The organism is Variovorax boronicumulans, assembly GCF_030812215.1.
Lineage (GTDB): Bacteria > Pseudomonadota > Gammaproteobacteria > Burkholderiales > Burkholderiaceae_C > Variovorax > Variovorax boronicumulans_C.
This window is the reverse complement of record NZ_JAUSSG010000010.1, coordinates 53,767-67,030: the sequence shown is the minus strand read 5'-3', so window position 1 is coordinate 67,030 and position 13,264 is coordinate 53,767. Positions and strand designations below refer to the sequence as shown.

Annotated in this window: 16 protein-coding genes; 11 read left to right on the top strand and 5 right to left on the bottom strand. The window is 66.6% G+C overall.

Features of this window, described 5'->3' with window-relative positions:
* Positions 1 to 2: 2 nt before the first annotated feature.
* Positions 3 to 1,610 (bottom strand): ABC transporter substrate-binding protein, encoded by a 1,608-nt coding sequence (locus tag J2W23_RS24440; protein WP_307650588.1) that lies wholly within the window; start codon positions 1,608 to 1,610, stop codon positions 3 to 5.
* A 248-nt stretch (positions 1,611 to 1,858) separates the two neighbouring features.
* Between J2W23_RS24440 and J2W23_RS24435 the strand changes: the two genes are divergently transcribed.
* The 3 genes from J2W23_RS24435 to J2W23_RS24425 are packed head-to-tail and all read left to right on the top strand — an operon-like array spanning position 1,859 to position 4,213.
* On the top strand, positions 1,859 to 2,932 hold the full coding sequence (locus J2W23_RS24435) for a putative FMN-dependent luciferase-like monooxygenase (protein WP_307650587.1): 1,074 nt from the start codon (positions 1,859 to 1,861) through the stop codon (positions 2,930 to 2,932).
* Positions 2,933 to 2,946: 14 nt separating this feature from the next.
* A complete protein-coding gene (locus J2W23_RS24430) occupies positions 2,947 to 3,582 on the top strand; it encodes a CMD domain protein (RefSeq protein WP_307650586.1) in 636 nt (211 codons plus the stop codon).
* A 19-nt stretch (positions 3,583 to 3,601) separates the two neighbouring features.
* Positions 3,602 to 4,213, top strand: coding sequence for an alkylhydroperoxidase domain protein (locus tag J2W23_RS24425; protein ID WP_307650585.1), 612 nt, complete (start codon positions 3,602 to 3,604; stop codon positions 4,211 to 4,213).
* Positions 4,214 to 4,240: 27 nt separating this feature from the next.
* Here the strand turns inward: J2W23_RS24425 and J2W23_RS24420 are convergent, their stop codons facing one another.
* A complete protein-coding gene (locus J2W23_RS24420) occupies positions 4,241 to 5,146 on the bottom strand; it encodes a LysR family transcriptional regulator (protein ID WP_307650584.1) in 906 nt (301 codons plus the stop codon).
* A 115-nt stretch (positions 5,147 to 5,261) separates the two neighbouring features.
* Here J2W23_RS24420 and J2W23_RS24415 point away from each other — a divergent pair, with 115 nt between their 5' ends.
* The 5 genes from J2W23_RS24415 (at position 5,262) to J2W23_RS24395 (ending at position 9,407) form a co-directional block, all read left to right on the top strand.
* Complete coding sequence (locus J2W23_RS24415) at positions 5,262 to 5,654, top strand: RidA family protein (RefSeq protein WP_307650583.1); 393 nt, start codon at positions 5,262 to 5,264, stop codon at positions 5,652 to 5,654.
* A gap of 174 nt (positions 5,655 to 5,828) precedes the next feature.
* Complete coding sequence (locus J2W23_RS24410; RefSeq protein ID WP_307650582.1) at positions 5,829 to 6,632, top strand: MetQ/NlpA family ABC transporter substrate-binding protein; 804 nt, start codon at positions 5,829 to 5,831, stop codon at positions 6,630 to 6,632.
* Positions 6,633 to 6,643: 11 nt separating this feature from the next.
* Positions 6,644 to 8,257 carry an ABC transporter substrate-binding protein gene (locus J2W23_RS24405; RefSeq protein WP_444875751.1) on the top strand — a complete coding sequence of 538 codons (1,614 nt, stop codon included), beginning with the start codon at positions 6,644 to 6,646 and terminating at the stop codon, positions 8,255 to 8,257.
* Between the two features lie 130 nt (positions 8,258 to 8,387).
* A complete protein-coding gene (locus tag J2W23_RS24400) occupies positions 8,388 to 8,711 on the top strand; it encodes a hypothetical protein (RefSeq protein ID WP_176657266.1) in 324 nt (107 codons plus the stop codon).
* Between the two features lie 135 nt (positions 8,712 to 8,846).
* Complete coding sequence (locus J2W23_RS24395; RefSeq protein WP_307650581.1) at positions 8,847 to 9,407, top strand: fasciclin domain-containing protein; 561 nt, start codon at positions 8,847 to 8,849, stop codon at positions 9,405 to 9,407.
* An 11-nt stretch (positions 9,408 to 9,418) separates the two neighbouring features.
* Here the strand turns inward: J2W23_RS24395 and J2W23_RS24390 are convergent, their stop codons facing one another.
* Positions 9,419 to 10,702: a hypothetical protein gene (locus J2W23_RS24390; RefSeq protein WP_307650580.1), complete on the bottom strand. Its 1,284-nt coding sequence runs from the start codon at positions 10,700 to 10,702 to the stop codon at positions 9,419 to 9,421.
* Between the two features lie 206 nt (positions 10,703 to 10,908).
* Here J2W23_RS24390 and J2W23_RS24385 point away from each other — a divergent pair, with 206 nt between their 5' ends.
* Complete coding sequence (locus tag J2W23_RS24385) at positions 10,909 to 11,499, top strand: GAF domain-containing protein (protein ID WP_176657269.1); 591 nt, start codon at positions 10,909 to 10,911, stop codon at positions 11,497 to 11,499.
* A 21-nt stretch (positions 11,500 to 11,520) separates the two neighbouring features.
* Here the strand turns inward: J2W23_RS24385 and J2W23_RS24380 are convergent, their stop codons facing one another.
* Positions 11,521 to 12,231 (bottom strand): helix-turn-helix domain-containing protein, encoded by a 711-nt coding sequence (locus tag J2W23_RS24380; protein WP_176657270.1) that lies wholly within the window; start codon positions 12,229 to 12,231, stop codon positions 11,521 to 11,523.
* A gap of 67 nt (positions 12,232 to 12,298) precedes the next feature.
* Between J2W23_RS24380 and J2W23_RS24375 the strand changes: the two genes are divergently transcribed.
* Positions 12,299 to 12,541, top strand: coding sequence for a helix-turn-helix domain-containing protein (locus J2W23_RS24375; RefSeq protein ID WP_176657271.1), 243 nt, complete (start codon positions 12,299 to 12,301; stop codon positions 12,539 to 12,541).
* A 3-nt stretch (positions 12,542 to 12,544) separates the two neighbouring features.
* On the top strand, positions 12,545 to 12,778 hold the full coding sequence (locus tag J2W23_RS24370; protein ID WP_307650579.1) for a hypothetical protein: 234 nt from the start codon (positions 12,545 to 12,547) through the stop codon (positions 12,776 to 12,778).
* Here J2W23_RS24370 and J2W23_RS24365 read toward each other — a convergent pair.
* On the bottom strand, positions 12,723 to 13,232 hold the full coding sequence (locus J2W23_RS24365) for a hypothetical protein (RefSeq protein ID WP_307650578.1): 510 nt from the start codon (positions 13,230 to 13,232) through the stop codon (positions 12,723 to 12,725). The genes J2W23_RS24370 and J2W23_RS24365 overlap by 56 nt on opposite strands.
* Between the last annotated feature and the right edge of the window lie 32 nt (positions 13,233 to 13,264).

Sequence of the window (13,264 nt, the reverse complement as noted above, 5' to 3'; positions counted from 1 at the left end):
GGTCACTTCTTCGGTTCGATCCAGGCGTCGGCGAGGTCGCCGGACATCAGGTCGATGCTGTTGTGAAAGTTGTGCAGGCGCGCGCTGTGCACCACGATCGACGGCACGGCGACGATGGGCAGCACGGGCAGCTCGCGCCCCACGATTTGCTGGATCTGCTTGAACTGTGCGGCGCGCTTGCCCGCATCGACCTCGACGGCGGCCTGGCGGAACAGCTCGTCGACCTGCGGGTTGTCGTAGTGCGCGGCGTTCACCCAGATGAGCGGGTTGCGCACGCCGTCGCCCCAGTAGATGCGCTGCACGCCCACCGTGGGATCGAAGAGGCGGCCCAGGCCGTTGATGTTGATGTCGAAGTCGCGCGTGGTGTAGACGCGCTTGAGGAACGTGGGCAGGTCGCCGTCGACGATCTCGACCTTGATGCTCACCCGCGCGAGCGCCGAGCGCAGGTAGTCGGCGGTGCGCTTGAACTCCGCGCCGGGGATGTAGCTCAGCCGCAGCGCAAAGCGCTGGCCGTTGGCCTGCTTGGGCTGGCCCGCTTCGTCCAGCAGCTTGTTGGCGGCGGCCACATCGAAGGTGTCGCGGAAGGTGCTGTCGTCGTAGTAGTCGGAGAGCACGCGCGGGATCGGCGAATTCACCACCTCCACGCGCTTGTAGTAGATGGTGTTGCGGATGAAGTTGCGGTCGACGGCCTGTGCGATGGCATGGCGCACCTTGGGGTTCGCGAGCACCGGGTTCTCGACATTGAATTCGAGGAACGAGGCGTTGTTGAGGAAGCCGTCGTAGCCGTCGTCCACCTTGAGCTTCGGGTTCGCCGACAGCCGTTCGAGGTCGGCCAGGCTCACGCCTTGCGCGACATCTACCTCGCCGGTCTCGATGGCGGTGGAAATCGCGGCCGGATCGCGCACGAACTTCACGATCACGCGGTCGATGTGCGGCTTGCCATGGCGCCAGTAGCCGGGGTTCTTGCGCAGCACCAGGTGGCTGCCGCGCACCCACTGCTCGAAGATGTACGGGCCGGTGCCCACGGGCGCCGAGATGTTCGCGCTGCCCAGCGGATCGCCGTCGGCATAGCGGTGCGCGGGCACGATCGGCAGCTCCGCCGACGACAGCGACTTGAGGAGGAAGGGCGCCGGCCTGGCCAGCACGATCACCGCGGTGAGCGGATCGGGCGCATCGACGCGCTCCACGTTCGCCAGCGTGATGCGCCCGCGCGGGCCTTGCTTCTTCTGCGTCAGCACCGAGTAGCGCACGTCCTCGGCGGTAAAGTCGCGCCCGTCGTGGAACTTCACGCCGGGGCGCAGCTTGAAGGTGTACTTCAGGCCGTCGGCGCTCACCTGCCACGAGGTGGCCAGCAATGGCTGCGGGTTGAACCTGGCGTCGTAGCGCAGCAGGCCTTCGGTGACCTTGGCGCTGATGTTGCGGTTGTCGGTCTTGGTGTCGAGGAACGACACGAGCGACGTGGGCTCCTGCGACACCGCATAGGTCAGCGTGCCGCCATCCAGCGGCGTGGGCGCCTTGGTTTGCGCGATGGCCGTGAAGGGCAGCGCGGCCAGCGCCAGGTGAAGCAGCCGTTGGCTGAACTTGAATTTGTCAAGCAGGGAGGAAAGCATGGAGTGGGTCACCGTGTCCGCAAGTGGCGCAAAAGGGCAGACGATGGTCTTGGAAAACCGGGGCGGGACTTAGCATTTTTTCGATCTTGGAAATTCGGCTTCGAGAGGCTTCCGGCGTGTCGCGGAGAACGCTTCGCGCTCCGCGGCAGGCGCTCGCAAAGCGCATAAGCAAACGCGAAAACCGGATTTCCCTCCGGCCGGGCCGCAGGCAAGACTCGCAGGCTCTTCGACAACTTCGCCTGATCCGGATGCCCGGCCTTTCCTCTCCTCCACGGCGCCTTCGCCTCGGCTTCTTCAGCCGCTTGCTCGACGACGCCCCGGCCGCCGAGCGTTACCGCCTCGTCGCCGCGCAGATCGCGCATGCCGAGGCCTTCGGCTTCGATTCAGCCTGGGTGGCACAGCATCACTTCCATGAACACGAGGGCGGACTGCCGTCGCCGTTCGTGTTCCTCGCCTATGTGGCCTCGCGCACGAAGCGCATACGCCTGGGCACGGGCATCGTCACGCTGCCGCTGGAAAACGCGGTGCGCGTGGCCGAGGATGCTGTGGTGCTCGACCTGCTTTCGAACGGTCGCCTCGAAGTGGGCGTGGGCACGGGCGGCACGCCTGAATCGTTCGCGGCCTTCGGGCTGGATGGCAACGACCGCTCGGCCATCTTTGCGCGGCAGCTCGCCGCGGTGCGCGCAGCCTGGGCCGGCCAGCCGCTCGCGGGTGGCGACACGCTGTACCCCGCGGGCTCCCGGCTGCTCGACCGCATCTGGCAGGCCACGTTCTCGGTGAGCGGCGGCACGCGCGCGGGGGAGGCCGGCGACGGGCTGATGCTCTCGCGCACGCAGCCGCGCCCCGAGCGCGCGACCGACGCCTCGCTCGCCGACCTGCAGAACCCGATCGTCGATGCGTACCTGGCCGCGCTGCCGCCGGGGAGCGCGCCACGCATCGTGGGTTCGCGCAGCGTGTTCGTGGCGGAAACACGCAAGGAGGCGCTGCGCCTCGCGGACATCGGGCTGCGCCGCTCGGCAGCCCGCTTTGCCGCATCGGGACAGGCCGGTCTCGCGGACCGCGCCGGCCCCGATGCCTCGCTCGAGCAACTGATCGCCGCGTATGACGTGCATGTCGGCTCGCCCGACGACGTGATCACTTCGCTGCGCGCCGACAGCACGCTCGCGCGCGTGACCGACCTGGTGTGCCAGGTGCACTCGGTCGATCCGCCGCACGCGGCGATCCTGCGCTCCATCGAACTGACCGCCACCGTCGTCGCTCCGGCCTTGGGCTGGGCGCGCGGCGAAGGCGTGTCGGACCTTCAATCGCTCGCACTTCTCTAGGTTGAAATTCACCCATGAACGCCACTGTTTCTTCTTCCGTCCCCGACGTCATCGACCGGCTGGCCGGCATCGCGCCGGGCAGCCATCTCGACCAGGTCCGTGCGCAGCGCGAACAGGCGCGCACGAATGCGCAGCAGAGCTATCTCTCGCTGTTCGCTCCGACGCCGCCTGTGTTCGGCAATTTCGAGATCGCGGACCGCTTCGCCGTCGCGGCCTTCGTGGCCGGCCTGCATGGGCAGCCCGAGGTGGCGCGTTTCTATGCCGATGCGCTGGCCGGGCAGGGCGCGCGCGCCGGAGTGGTCGAGGCCATCGCCAACGAAGCGCGGCGAGGTGCGGCAGAAGGGCCTTACGGAAGCTATCCCAGCGGCCCGCTCAGCAAAGAGGACGCACCCGGCCCTTCGTATGCGGTGAGCGCCGCGCAGTACCCGGTGCTCGGCGAGCGGCTGTCGGCCGGCCTCGTGCACGCGCACCTGCTGGTCTTTCACCCGCGCGATGCGAGCGCGGCCGCGCTGCAGGCGCTGCTCGATGCCGGATGGTCGAGCACCGAGGTGGTGACGCTGTCGCAGCTCGTGGCGTTCCTCGCCTTTCAGATTCGCGTCGTCATCGGCCTCAAGGCGCTGGCGCAACGTCCCGTCACCCTGGTCGATTGACCGATCCGAGGCACACGCCATGACCATCGAATCCACGCTGACCTATCCCCACAACACGCATCCGACCGCCTTCACGCAGGCGCAGCTCGAATGGCTGCCCTGGATCGAGCCGCTGCCCGAGGCCGAGCTGACCGAGCGGCATTTCGCCGGGCTGGTGGACGCATCGCGCGCCAAGTCGCCGTACTTCCGCCTGCTGGCGCGCGACCCGGACATCCTGGGCGCACGCACCCGCACCGACAAGGACATCTTCTACAACCCCGAAGCCGGCCTGCCGCGCGCCGAGCGCGAGCTCTCGGCGGCTGCGGCCTCGCGCTACAACGGGTGCATCTACTGCGCCTCGGTGCATGCGCGCTTCGCCTCGCATTTCTCGCAGCGCACGGAGGATGTGCAGCGCCTGCTGGACGAAGGCATCGGGGCCGACCTGGGCGAGCGCTGGAACGCAATCGTCGCGGCCTCGGTCGCGCTGTCGGCCACGCCTTCGGCGTTCGGGCCGGCGCACATCGAGCTGCTGCGCGCGCAGGGGCTGGACGACCTGGCGATTGCCGACGTGATCCACGGCGCAGCCTTCTTCAACTGGGCCAACCGGTTGATGCTGTCGCTGGGCGAGCCACAGGAGCAGGCGGCCGGCTGATGGCGCCGATGCGGCAAGCCGGGGCCGCTAGCGCACGCGTGGCGCGTGCAGTGCCATCAGCTCGACGATCCAGTCGATGAACACCCGAAGCGGCTTGCGCACGTAGCGGTTGGGCGCATACGCCACGTAAAGCGGCATCGGGTCGATCCGCCAGTCGGTGAACAGCCGCACCAGCGCGCCGTTCGCGGCGTGCTCCCTGGCCATGTATGCCGGCAGCCACAGCACGCCGAGCCCCGCCAGCCCGGCGGTCAGGTAGGCGTTTCCGTCGTCGATCGCCAGCAGGTAGCGCCCTGCGATCTTCACGCTCTCGTCGCCCTTGTTCATCACGTACGGCAGCCCGTTGGCCCAGCGGTAGCGGACGATGCGGTGGCGCGGATCGAGCAGTTCATCCGGATGCGAGGGCGTGCCCGCCTGCGCCAGATAGGACGGCGCGGCGTAAACGCCCAATTGCAGGTCGCCGACGTGGCGCGCCACCAGCGAAGCGTCCTTGATCTCGCCGCCGCGCACCACGCAATCGACGTTCTCGCCGATCAGGTCGACCTTGCGGTCGCTCGCACCCATTTCCAGCTGGATATCGGGAAAGCGGGCGTGGAATGCGGGCAGCGCCGGCACCAGGATGATGTTGGCCAGGGGGCTGGGCACATCCACGCGCAACATGCCACGCGGTGCCGTGGAGGCGCCCGGGAGGTTGCTTTCGATGTCGTCCAGCTCGGCCAGGAGGCGCACCACGCGCTCGTAGTAGGCCGCGCCATCGGTCGTGACGTTCACTCTTCGCGTCGTGCGGTTGAGCAGCTTGAGGTGCAGGTGCGCCTCCAGCTGCTGCACCAGCTGGGTGACCGTGGTGCGGCTCATGTCCAGGTGCCCAGCCGCCTTGGTGAAGCTGCCAGCCTCGACCACCCGCACGAATGCCCGCATGCCGTCAAACCTGTCCACGTCGCCACTCCTCGGTATTGGATCGAATAGGCAAACAGTGTTGCAGCAGTTCGCGGGTTTATCCAAACAAATCAAAAAACTACAGTGCCGGGATTCATCCACAAGGAGTATTTCCATGAGCGCACGCGACGCAGTTTTCCCCGCAGGTCGGCATGACCTCTACGCCATGCACGGCTATTCCGCAGCGATCAGGTCCGGCGACCTGCTGTTCGTGTCCGGCCAGGTCGGCAGCCGCATCGATGGCTCGCCCGAGCCGGACTTCGAGACCCAGGTACGCCTGGCATTCGCCAACCTCGAGGCCACCCTGAAGGCGGGTGGGTGCGGCCTCGACGACATCGTCGACGTGACGACCTTCCATACCGATCCGCAAAACCAGTTCGACACGATCATGGCCGTCAAGACCGAGGTCTTCCCGAAAGCGCCTTATCCGAACTGGACGGCGGTCGGCGTCACCTGGCTCGCGGGTTTCGACTTCGAGATCAAGGTCATCGCGCGCATTCCCGGCTGAACCCACGACCCGCGGCTGGACGAACGCCGCATGCGGAAATCAGATATCGAAGCGCTCAACCGTTGTTTGGGTCGCGGGGCTTCGCGTCTAACCTGCGGCGCCCGTGCCTTCTTCGTTCGTGCAGAAGGCAAGCGAACACAACTCATCGACCCATCTTCGAGGGAACCCAGAACCATGTTGCTTTCCATCCGCCGCGCACTTTCCGTGATGACGCTTTCGATCGCCGGCCTCGGCGCCACCGCACACGCGCAAGAAGTTCTGCGCGTAGCCGCCTCGCCGGTGCCGCACGCCGAGATCCTCGAATTCATCCGCCCGCAGTTGAAGGTGCAGGGCGTCGACCTGCAGGTCAAGGTGTTCAACGACTACGTGCAGCCGAACCTTGCGGTGAGCGACAAGCAGCTGGATGCGAACTTCTTCCAGAACCGCCCGTACCTCGAGTCCTTCAACAAGGACCGCAAGACCGACATCGTGGAAGTGCCGGGCAGCGACGTGCACATCGAGCCCTTCGGCGCGTACTCGCAGAAGATCAAGAAGGCTTCCGAGCTGCGCGAAGGCGCCGTCGTCGCGATTCCGAGCGATCCGTCGAACTCGGGCCGGGCGCTGTCGCTGCTGGCGCGCGAAGGGCTCATCAAGCTCAAGGACCCGAGCAACATCAAGTCGACCGCGCGCGACATCGTCGCCAACCCGAAGAAGCTGGTGATCCGCGAGCTCGAATCGGCACAACTGCCGCGCGCGCTGCCCGACGTGGACCTGGCGCTCATCAACACCAATTACGCGCTCGAAGCCAAGCTCGATCCGAGCAAGGACGCGCTCTTCATCGAGGACGGCCGCAAGTCGCCCTACGCGAACTTCATCGCCTCGCGCAAGGACAACGCGGCATCGCCGGCCGTCGCCAAGCTGGTGGCGGCGCTGCACACGCCTGAGGTGCGCAAGTTCATCCAGGACAAGTACAAGGGCGCGGTGATCCCGGCCTTCTGAGCGACCAAGACATGACACGCTGGACTCTCACGCGGTCGATGCCGCACCGCGCGGCATGGGCCGTGGCCGCCGCTTTCGCTTTCGCTTCTTTCACGCTGACCGCCGCGGCCCAGCCGCAGCGCGGCGGCACGCTGAACTGGCTGATCAACCCGTCTCCTTCTTCCATCGTTCCGCTCACCACCACGGCAGGCGGCAACACCGAGATCGGCCCGAAGATCGTCGAGGGGCTCCTGACCTACGACTACGAGCTCAAGCCCAAGCCGCTGCTCGCCACCGCGTGGTCGCAGAGCAAGGACGGCCTGCAATACACCTTCGAGCTGCGCAAGGGCGTGAAGTGGCACGACGGCCGTGACTTCACCTCGGCCGACGTGGCCTTCTCGATCCTCACGCTCAAGCAGGTGCATCCGCGCGGGCGCAGCACCTTCGCCAACGTGGTGGATGTGAAGACGGCGGACCCGTACACCGCGGTCATCGTGCTGAGCAAGCCGGCGCCGTTCCTGCTGACGGCATTGGCTTCCACCGAATCGCCCATCGTGCCCAGGCACCTGTACGAAGGCACCGACATCGCGGCCAGCAAGTACAACAGCGCGCCGGTGGGCACGGGACCCTTCGTGTTCAAGGAGTGGGTGCAGGGCAGCCACATCATCCTGGAGCGAAACCCGAACTACTGGGACAAGCCCAAGCCTTACCTGGACCGCGTGGTGGTGCGCTTCGTGCTCGATGCGGCGGCGCGCGCGGCGGCGCTGGAGTCGGGGGCGGCCGACCTGGCGAACGGCACGGGCGGCATTCCGCTGTCGGACGTGGAGCGCTTCAGGAAGCTGCCCGGCATCCAGGTCGACGCGCGCATCTCGCCCTACCTGGGCAGCCACCAGCAGATCTACTTCAACCTCGACACGCCCGCGCTGCAGAAGCTGGAGGTGCGCAAGGCGATTGCGCAGGCCATCGACGTCAACGCGTTCGCAAAGACGGTGTGGTACGGGTACGGCACGCCGTCGGCGTCGCCCATCGGCAAGGGCATCTCGCGCTATCACGACGCGAGCATCCAGCCGTATCCGTTCAACCCGAAGGAGGCCGAGGCGGCGCTCGATGCGGTCGGCTTCAAGCGCGGTGCGGGCGGAACGCGGCTGAAGCTCAGGGTGCTCTACAACCCGTTCCAGGAGCGTCGCGCGGCGGACTTCGTGCGCCAGTCGCTCGGGCGCATCGGCATCGATGCGGTGGTCGAGAGCTGCGACTTCGCGACCTACGTGAACAAGGCCTATACCGAGCGGGCCTTCGACATCACGCTGGAAAGCCTCGCGAACCTGTTCGATCCCACCGTGGGCGTGCAGCGGGTGTTCTGGTCGAAGAACTTCAAGGTCGGGCTACCGTTCTCCAATGCGGCGCATTACGTGAACCCCGAAGTCGACCGGCTGCTGGAAGCCGCCGCGGTGGAGGTGGACGAGGGCAAGCGCCGCCAGCTCTTCATCGACTTCCAGCGCATCGTGCATCGCGACATTCCATCGATCGAGCTGGGGGCCAATCCGGCGATCACGGTGGCGGCGAAGAAGGTGCGCGACTACGCACCGACGGGCGAGCACATCCGCGGAAGCTTTGCGGACCTGTACTTCCAGCAGCCCCAGCACTGAAAGAGCGTGCAGGTGCGGGCGCACGCGTGCGTCTTCGGCCTACGCGAATCTCCGCCGCTGGCTGAGCGGCCGCGACAGGCGCGCAGGGGAGGCTCTGGTGCAAGATCAACCAGCGAGGAAAGGCTTTCCCATGCACGCCAACAACGACACCCGGCTTTCGGGCCCCATTGCCGAAGAACTGACACCGCTGGAAATTTCCCAGGGCATCCTCGAAGGGGAAGAAAACCCGAGTGCCCTGCGGGCGGTCACTCCGCTGGAGCAGGCGGCTTCGGGCAAGGGGAACGGTGGTGAGCAGCCGCGGTCGCGGATCGGGCGCTTTCTCCTGAGCCCGGTGGTGCTGGGCGGGGCGGCCGCGACGGGCGTCGGCCTGATCCTTGCGCTCGCCTATGCCAAGAAGACACCTCGCTCGGAATTGCGAGCGCACTTGCGGACCCTGGGCTCGTTCCGGTTCTGAGGATCGCTTCCACGGCGCGACCAGGCGCCGTTTTCTTTTTTCGTCGATGAACGAATCTGCTGGGTGCAACGCGCCGTATTGAAGGCAGCCGTCGCGCATTTCGCGGCGTGCCCGTCACACAACAGGAGCACCTTCATGCAGAGCAAACTTCATCGCCTCGCAGCCGTCACCCTTGCCGTCGCCCTTTCGGCCGGCGCGTATTCGGCAATGGCCGCCAGCGTCATGGTCGGCGGCGCGCCGATGCTGCCCACCAAGGACATCATCGACAACGCCGTCAACTCCAAGGACCACACCACGCTGGTGGCGGCCGTGAAGGCGGCGGGCCTCGTCGACACACTCAAGGGCCCGGGTCCGTTCACCGTGTTTGCACCGACCAACGCGGCCTTCGCGAAGCTGCCGGCGGGCACGGTCGACACGCTGCTCAAGCCCGAGAGCAAGGATGCGCTGACGGGTGTGCTGACCTACCACGTGGTGTCGGGCAAGCTCGACGCGGCCGCGCTCAAGAAGGAGATCAAGGCCGGCAAGGGCTCCGCCGAACTGAAGACCGTGGCCGGCGGCACGCTCGTTGCCAAGAGCAAGGGCGGCAAGATCATGCTCACCGACGAGAAGGGCGGCACCGCCACCGTCACGATCCCGAACGTCTACCAGTCGAACGGCGTGATCCACGTGGTCGACAAGGTGCTGCTGCCCAAGTAAAGGCGTCGTCGTCAGGCCGCCGCTGCGTTCCGTGCGGCGGCCGCGCGCAGTTGCTCGCGCACCGCTGCATCGGGGAAGGCCCTGACGCGAAAGCGCGGCGGATAGGTATCGACCGGCTCCATCAGGTGCCCGGCGATCGCATGGGCCGTCTGCCATGGCAGGTCGGCCAGCATCGGCTCCTTCACGGAGCCGTCGGGATTCGTTTCCAGGAAGACCACGCGGTCCGTGCGCGGCAGCAGGGCCTCGACGCCTTCGCTGTAGGTGCAGATGCTGAAGATGCTCGCGTCCTGCCGCTGGTAGGCCATGAAGCTCGCGACGAAGATGTCGCTGCCTTCGGCGGCGTGCGCTTTTTCGAGCACCGGCTTCTGCGTGCCGTAGGCATCGCTCAGGATGATGTTGCACAGCGTGGCCTCGGCCTGGCGCACCGCCGCGTCGGGCGAAGCGTAGGGCTTCCAGTGTTCGCCTTCCAGAACGATCAGGCTGCCGCTGCACCAGCGGTTGTTCACGTCGAGCCGCTCGCGCGCGTGCCGCAGCATCGCCAGTTGCGCCTGCGGGTTGCGGTCGCTGGTCACGAAGATGTCTTGCCGCGCCGACACCACCGCCACGGGGCGGCCGTCGAGCGGCAGCCCGGCGAACACTTCGGGCAGCAGCAAGCGGGAGCAATCGTAGGAGTCGTTCCAGTTGCCGCGGAAGAAGCCGCCTTCCATCGGCTCCCACCGGGGCACCGTGGCCGCGCGCAGGTTGACCAAGGCATCGGAGAGCGCGCGTTCGAAATCGACGCCCCATTCCGCCAGGGACGAGGCCGGCACCTGGGACATCATGTGTTCGGTGTCGAACGCGAGATGGATCGTGCGGTCTTCACCGAGCTGGCGGCCGACGAGAAGGGGCTGGCTCGAGGGCGTGGGCGTGGGCGTGGATGCACCCTCGAGGTAGTCCGCCGGATCGAGCGCCTGGATCGCATAGGCATTCGCGCGGCTGCGCACGATGGGCACGAGATGCGGGCGCACGTCCCTGTCGTAGTCGGCCTCCGCACCGGGCATGGCGGGGGAGGCGGTGCAGCTGATCGCGTGGCGCGTGAGGAGGCCGTCGCGCTCTTCCTGCGGTGCGCGCAGGTAGTCCTTGAACATGTTCCCGAGAAAGATCTTCTGCGCCGGCGCGGACCCGACGGCGAGCATGTGGCTCTTCTCGTCGTAGACCAGCTTCTGGGCCGGCTGGCTCTCGCGGATGCGGGCGATGAGGCGCTGTGCGTACTTGGGCTCCGTGACCTTGTCGCCACGAAAGAAAAAATCGAACATGGAATCCTCCTCGCGCGGCATTCTGCCTGCGGCAGCCTCAAAAAAAACAGCCCGCACGAGGCGGGCTGGAAGGTGACCTGCTGGAGGAGGGAGGATCAGAGAGGATGCAGGCCACGGGAGAGACCCAACTATGCGTCGCGAAACTGAAAACTACCTGACCTCGCCGCAGCGCTTGCGTCATCGCGCCGGAAAAATAAAATTCAGCGATGGTTTTCTACGACCCCGACTACGCGCCGGACGCCTTCGAAGTCCGTGTTTCCGAACTGCTGGTGGCCACGCCCGACGGCGCCGACGATCTCATCGACGCCTCGGTGACCGAGGTTCTGCGCATGGTGCTCGAACACCTGCGGATGGACGTGGTCTTCGTCTCGGAGTTCTGCGAGGGCCGCCGGGTCTTCCGGCGCGTCGAGACGAAGCCCGAGGCGCGGGTGATCGAGCCGGAGCAATCGTCGCCGCTGGAGGAGTCGTTTTGCCAGCGCGTGATCGACGGCCGCCTGCCGCGGCTCGTGCACAACGTGGGCGCGCTGCCCAACTTCGACGAGCTGCCGCCGACCGATTTTTCGATTGGCGCCCACCTGAGCACGCCCATCGTGCTCGCCGATGGCCGCGTCTACGGCACGCTCTGCTGCTTCAGCTTTGCGCCCAATGGGCAACTGACGCAGCGCGACCTGAAGAAGCTCGAGGTATCGGCGCAGCTTGCCGCGAAGAAGATCAACCTGCGCCGCGCTCGCGATGCCGAGCAGGCCATGGCGAACTGGGCGCTGGAGCCCCACGTGCCGCCGCCGCGATTGCGCTGATTTGCGCTGATCAGTCCCGGGTCAGTCTTCGTCTTCCCACTTGCCGATGACGGTGCCGAGCACGACGAACGCGCTGCGGATCGGCTCGTGCTTCGGGTTGAGCGGCAGCAGCCATCGCGGGCCGTCCTCTTCCTTGAATTCCTTGAAGGTGAGCCTCTTGCTCTCCGTGACCAGGGCGATGACTCGCTCGCCATCGGCGGGGGTCTTGAGGTTGGTGTCCACGAAGATGATCGAGCCTTCGGGATAGCTCTTGAGCTCGCCGCTCGCCGCGGCCATGCTGTCGCCTTCCACCCGCAGCGCGTAGGTCTTCTCGGGGCTGTGGTGCGCGATGCAGGGAATCCAGCGGTCGGTCGCGTGCTTGCCCGCCATTTCCCAGTTGGCCGCCTGCGACCAGGAAATGAGCGGCACCGTGTCGGGCGTTCCGGGCTTGAAGTACGGCAGCTCCGGCGGCACGCGCACGACCCGGTAGATGGCTGCGGGCTCGTTGGCCTGGTGCTGCGCCTGGCGAATCTGGATGGGATCCCACGGCGCCGGACCGTCGCCGGTGTCCAGCCAGTTGGGATCGGCCCGGTAGGCGCGCGCCAGGGCCAGCAAGCCCCCGGTGCGGATGGTCGACCCGCGCTCGATCTTCGAGATGCTTGCCTGTTTCACGCCCGAGACAATCTCGGCTTGCTTCTGGGTCAGGTTGGCGTATTCGCGTGCCGCCTTTGCACGTTTGGCAATAGTCTCCATAGCGGGCGATTTAAGCCTGAATGAATATTACAACTAGAATTTGAAAAATAATTCAGGGAGTATTTCAATGAAGCCACGCGAGTTGGTGCAGGCGTTGCGGGCCATGGGCCTCACGCAGAAGCAGATCCAGGAACGCACCGGGATTCCGCAACCCACGGTCAGCAAGATCGGCCTCGGAAGGGTGCGCGACGTGATGTCGCGCCACTACGTGGCGCTGTTGACCGCCTACGAACACCAGATGAAGGTGCAGGCCGCTGCCGCGGTGGCGCCTGCACCGGCCTCGTTCCACTGGCCCCGCGTCAATGACTGAGCGGTGCGTCGTCCTGTATCGCCGGGCCTCTGGCTCGACGGCGCCCTGTGCGCGGTGCTGGCGCTGCTGTCCACGGCGGCGCTGTTCTACGGGGTGCTGAGCGACACCCCCGCAGTGACCGGCATGGCGGCGTTCGGCCTGTCCGGGGCGGCCTGGGTTGCGAGCGTGCTGCTCGACGGCGCTAGGCGCCAACGGGCACGTGCTGTGCGGGAGGCGCTAGACCGAGTGTGGCGCTGACGCGCACGCAGTCCTTGATGTGCTGCTCGCCGAGCGCTCGCAGGGCCGCGTAGCCGAGCGCTGCCGAAACGATCTGCCCTGCGATCGGCACGTACTTGGTGGCCTGCTTGGCCGTGAGGCGCACGCCGGCATGCTTGGCCAGCTTGATCAGCAGGTCGCGCGTCACCAATCGTCCGACCAGCAACGCGCCAACGGTGGTCGCGGCCTTCTGGATGCGTTCGCGCTGGTGCGGCGCGAGCTTTTCGACCTGGGTGACCGAGAGCCCGAATTCGGCGCTGATCTGCGGTACCAGCCGCGAGAGCAGCGCCGCATCGGCCGCCCAATCGATGCCGGGCAGCGGAATCGCGCTGGCCGCCGCCGCCATCAGGGCCTTGCGGCCGATCAGCTTCCGGCTGCGGTGGATGGCCGCGATGATTTTTTCATCGCCATGGGCCAGTTCGATCGCGGACGGCATGCGGCGTGTCTCCTTGATGGGCGGGGTGCCGG